This window comes from Streptomyces sp. NPDC037288 (assembly GCF_055603265.1).
Genome location: NZ_JBVJVY010000155.1, coordinates 1 through 3,665, shown reverse-complemented (window position 1 = coordinate 3,665; position 3,665 = coordinate 1). Strand labels below are relative to the sequence as shown.

2 protein-coding genes and 2 pseudogenes are annotated in these 3,665 nt (G+C 67.5%); 2 read left to right on the top strand and 2 right to left on the bottom strand.

All coding sequences use genetic code 11. From position 1 onward, the window contains the following. Both ACZ7GZ_RS42625 and ACZ7GZ_RS42620 read right to left on the bottom strand, forming a co-directional pair. A pseudogene (locus ACZ7GZ_RS42625) lies at positions 1-340 on the bottom strand (transposase); the annotation flags it as partial. Between the two features lie 137 nt (positions 341-477). Then, positions 478-1,211, bottom strand: a pseudogene (locus ACZ7GZ_RS42620) (IS110 family transposase); the annotation flags it as partial. Between the two features lie 729 nt (positions 1,212-1,940). On the opposite strand from ACZ7GZ_RS42620, the gene ACZ7GZ_RS42615 reads away from it, so the two are divergent. Next, positions 1,941-3,218 carry a beta-ketoacyl-ACP synthase III gene (locus ACZ7GZ_RS42615; RefSeq protein WP_471033179.1) on the top strand — a complete coding sequence of 426 codons (1,278 nt, stop codon included), beginning with the start codon at positions 1,941-1,943 and terminating at the stop codon, positions 3,216-3,218. Between the two features lie 40 nt (positions 3,219-3,258). After that, positions 3,259-3,665: helix-turn-helix domain-containing protein (locus tag ACZ7GZ_RS42610; RefSeq protein ID WP_471033177.1), on the top strand; the 407-nt coding region annotated here is incomplete at its 3' end.

The window sequence follows — 3,665 nt, the reverse complement described above, 5'->3', positions numbered from 1 at the left end:
TGGCGATCGCGCGGAACTGCTTGAGGCGGTTGAAGCAGCGTTCGACGACGTTGCGGGCCTTGTAGAGGTCGCGGTCGAAGGTCGGTGGTCTGCCGTCGGCTCGGCCGCGCCGCGTCCGGTTGGCCTTCTGGTCCGCCCGTTCGGGGATGACGGCTCGGATGCCCCGTCGCCACAGCGTCTGGCGGATCGCCCGCGACGCATACGCTTTGTCGGCGATGACCGCGTCGGGCCTGCGGCGCGGCCGACCGACGCCGGCTCGGGGCACTCTCACCGCGTCCAGGACCGCGTCGAAGGCGGTGGAGTCGTTGACGTTGCCCGGCGTGACGAGGACGGCCAGGGGGCGCGGTGCCCACCACCACCAACTCGGGCCGCATCCCAGCTGCCAGGGCCCAGGCCAGTATCATGGACGGCCTGCGCGCGGCCGCCACCGTGAACTGGGTGAACCGGGCCATCCGACGCGCTTCGGCGCCGAGGACGCTGGTGGGCGAGGTCGCCGACGAGCCTGGCGGCCCGCTTGTCGCCGGGCAGCGCGGTCATCTGGGACTGGGCAGCCCCGACCGCCCTGGCCGCGACGTCCCCGGCGCTGCGAACCTTGCGACGCTCCAGCCAGGTGGTCAGCCGTTTGACGCCGGTGCGGCGCTGGGCGGCTGGGGTCTGGTACTCGGTCAGCATGACGATGGGGCCCTTGGCCGGGGAGTAGTCGAAGGCCCGCTTAAGGGTGGGGCAGATGTCCACCAGCAGATCGCGGAGCCGGTTGATCGGCCGCACCCGGTCAGCGATCAGGTCGGCCCGGTAATGGTCAGCAGCTGAAGGGTGGAGACCAGCTCCGGCGGTGTGCTCAGCGGGGTGAAGTCCCGGCGCATGCGGGCCTGATCGGCGATGACGCGGGCGTCTTTCGCATCGGTCTTGCCCTCGCCCCGGTAGGCGCCGGACATGCGGTTGACCGTCCGTCCGGGAACGTAGACCAGCTGCTGGCCGTGGGCGATCAGCAAGGTCAGAAGCAACGTGGAAGCACGGCCGGAGATGTCCACCGCCCACCGCACCTCGTCGGCCTTCTCTCTGGCCGTGTCGATGAGCGTCAGGATCTGCGACTCGTCGTTGATCACCTTCGTCGAGAACAGCGTCTGCCCTTAGGCGTCGACTGCCACCGCCCAGTGATGACCCTTGCCGACGTCGATGGCGACCCATATCCGCTCATGAGATCTGCTCAAACCCGCCGCTCCGTTCCTCCAGGACCAGCCGCTGCACAGCCCGGGGAACACTCCGCCAACAGGCCCCTAACCAGCGATGCCCGCAGCTCTCAATCAGTAGTCGGAGCGTCCCGGAGGACCGGGCGGCCATTCCTCCCGAGCCATCAACGGAAAACAGCCATCAGCCACACCCGGTCCTCCCGGACCGGCCACATTCCCAGGGAAACAGTATGCCGGGCCCGAAGGCCAGCGGCCCTCTTACAGGCCCGCTTCCCGCCGGGGTGATCATGCCCGCGGTGCGACTGCACGTCCGTTTCGGCGCTGGGTTCCGCGACATGGAGGCCCGGCCTCGGGCGGAGACGCCGATCTGGCAGCTTTGTGCGGCCGCGGGGCCGCGGCGTTCGCAAATCATCTCCACAGCCAAACCACTTGTGGCAGATCACGCCGCCCCGCACGCGGTACAGAATCCCGTCGATCACCTGTTAATAATTCTGCCACCGACCAACGGAGCCGTTGCTGACCAGCGGAAACAGCCGCAGCCGTGCCCGCTCCGCATCGGCGAAGTGTCCCTCCTGGAGTCACGGCGGAACCGGACGCCCCACCTGCATTTCACAAATGCGCAATGTTGCATTGCATGCGCCGTGGGTACGACCTCGGGCCTCTGTACAGCGTGGCTAGCTGGCCGCTGTACTTTCCCTGTCCACAGACCGCGCTTCAGCGGGCATGCAACCCGTTTCGTCTTATCCCTGTATGTCGACTGCCGCGGCACAGGCGGATTGTCGGACCATCCTCGCCTCTGGAAAAACCGTCTACGACGGAGTGGAGCACTGGTACACGGCCATAGCCTTGCCATTCGCCGACGGTTGTGGCTTCGAAGCAATCAACAACCCGGGAAGGGCAACGATGATGGTGACTCAGACAGCTGTTATGTGTGGTGTCGGCGCTTGTGTTCCGGAGCGGGTGGTCGGCAACGACGAGTTTGCGGCGCGTCTGGAGACATCCGATGCCTGGATCCGTTCCCGTACCGGTATCCAGCGGCGCAGGATGGTCATGCCGGACACCGGCACGGGCGATCTGGCGGTAGGTGCCGGGCGAGCCGCAATGAAGTCGGCGGGTGCGGACGCCGACTTCGTACTGCTGGCGACCACTACACCAGATCGGCCATGTCCCGCGACCGCCCCGGAAGTAGCCCATCGACTCGGGCTCGGCAACGTACCCGCGCTGGACATCTCGGCTGTGTGCTCCGGATTCCTTTACGGGTTGGCACTGGCGAAGGCCCTGGTGACGAGTGGGGCATGCCGACGACCGCTGATTATCGGTGCCGAGGTGTATTCGTCGATCATCGACCCCCAGGACCGGGACACCGCAGTGATCTTCGGCGACGGAGCAGGGGCGGTACTGCTACGCGGCGGGGACCGTCGCGAGGCGGGAGCCATCCACGCGGCCACCTTGGGCAGCGATGGTGCTGGTGTCGACCTGATCACCGTGGCCGCAGGCGGCTCACGTCGCCCGCGCGCAGCCGCAGCCGGTGACGCACCCCGGGAGGACCGATACTTCCGCATGCGAGGCCGCGAGGTGTACCAGCAGGCCGTGCGGTGGATGACCACCTCGTCGCGGGTCGTGCTCGACCAGGCCGGCTGGCCGCCTGATTCGGTAGAAGCCTTCATCGGGCACCAGGCCAACCAGCGCATCCTCGATGCGGTCGCAGACCGTCTTGGTGTCCCTGCCTCATACCGATTCGGAAACATCGCGGAGGTTGGCAACACGGCCGCCGCATCCATCCCTCTGGCCCTCGCCGACACAGCGGCACGTCGCCTTGTACCTCCGGGGACGCGCAGTGTGTTCACAGCGTTCGGTGGTGGCCTTACCTGGGGAGCGGTGGCCCTCACCTGGCCGGACGTGCTCCCCGTGCGGCTTGCTCCGGAGACCCTCACTGCTCCTTCCCCCATACCGGCGACCAACAGCGAGGTGGCACCCCCCCAGCAGACGAGCGCACAACCATGGCGACTGCCTACCGGTATCTCGTAAACGCGCTCACCGACAAGCCCCCGAACTTACTCTCACCTCCATGGGCGTGTCACTTCCGTTGTCGGTGACCGATGCCCAGCGGGCCGTGCTGGAGGGCTGGGTGCGTCGCCGCACGACGGCTCAGGCGCTGGGCCAGCGGTCGCGGATCGTGCTGGAGTGTGCCGACGGGCACTCGGTCATAGAGGTGTCCCGTCGGCTGCGGGTCACTCCGGACATGGTTCGCACCTGGCGGCGGCGCTTCCTCGAACGGGGCCTGGACGGCCTGTCCGACGTGTTGCGGCCCGGCGTCCCAAGGAAGATCACCGACGCGGGTCTAGCGGGTCATCGTCAAGACACTCAAGGAGAAGCCCAAGAACGCCACCCGTTGGTCGACCAGGTCGATGGCCGGGGCCACGGGCATGTCCCAGTCCGCGATCTCGCGGATCTGGCGGGCGTTCGCGCTGGCAC

Coding starts and splice junctions, on each gene's coding strand:
- ACZ7GZ_RS42615 (WP_471033179.1), top strand. CDS start 1,941: ATGTCGACTGCCGCGGCACAGGCGGATTGTCGGACCATCCTCGCCTCT.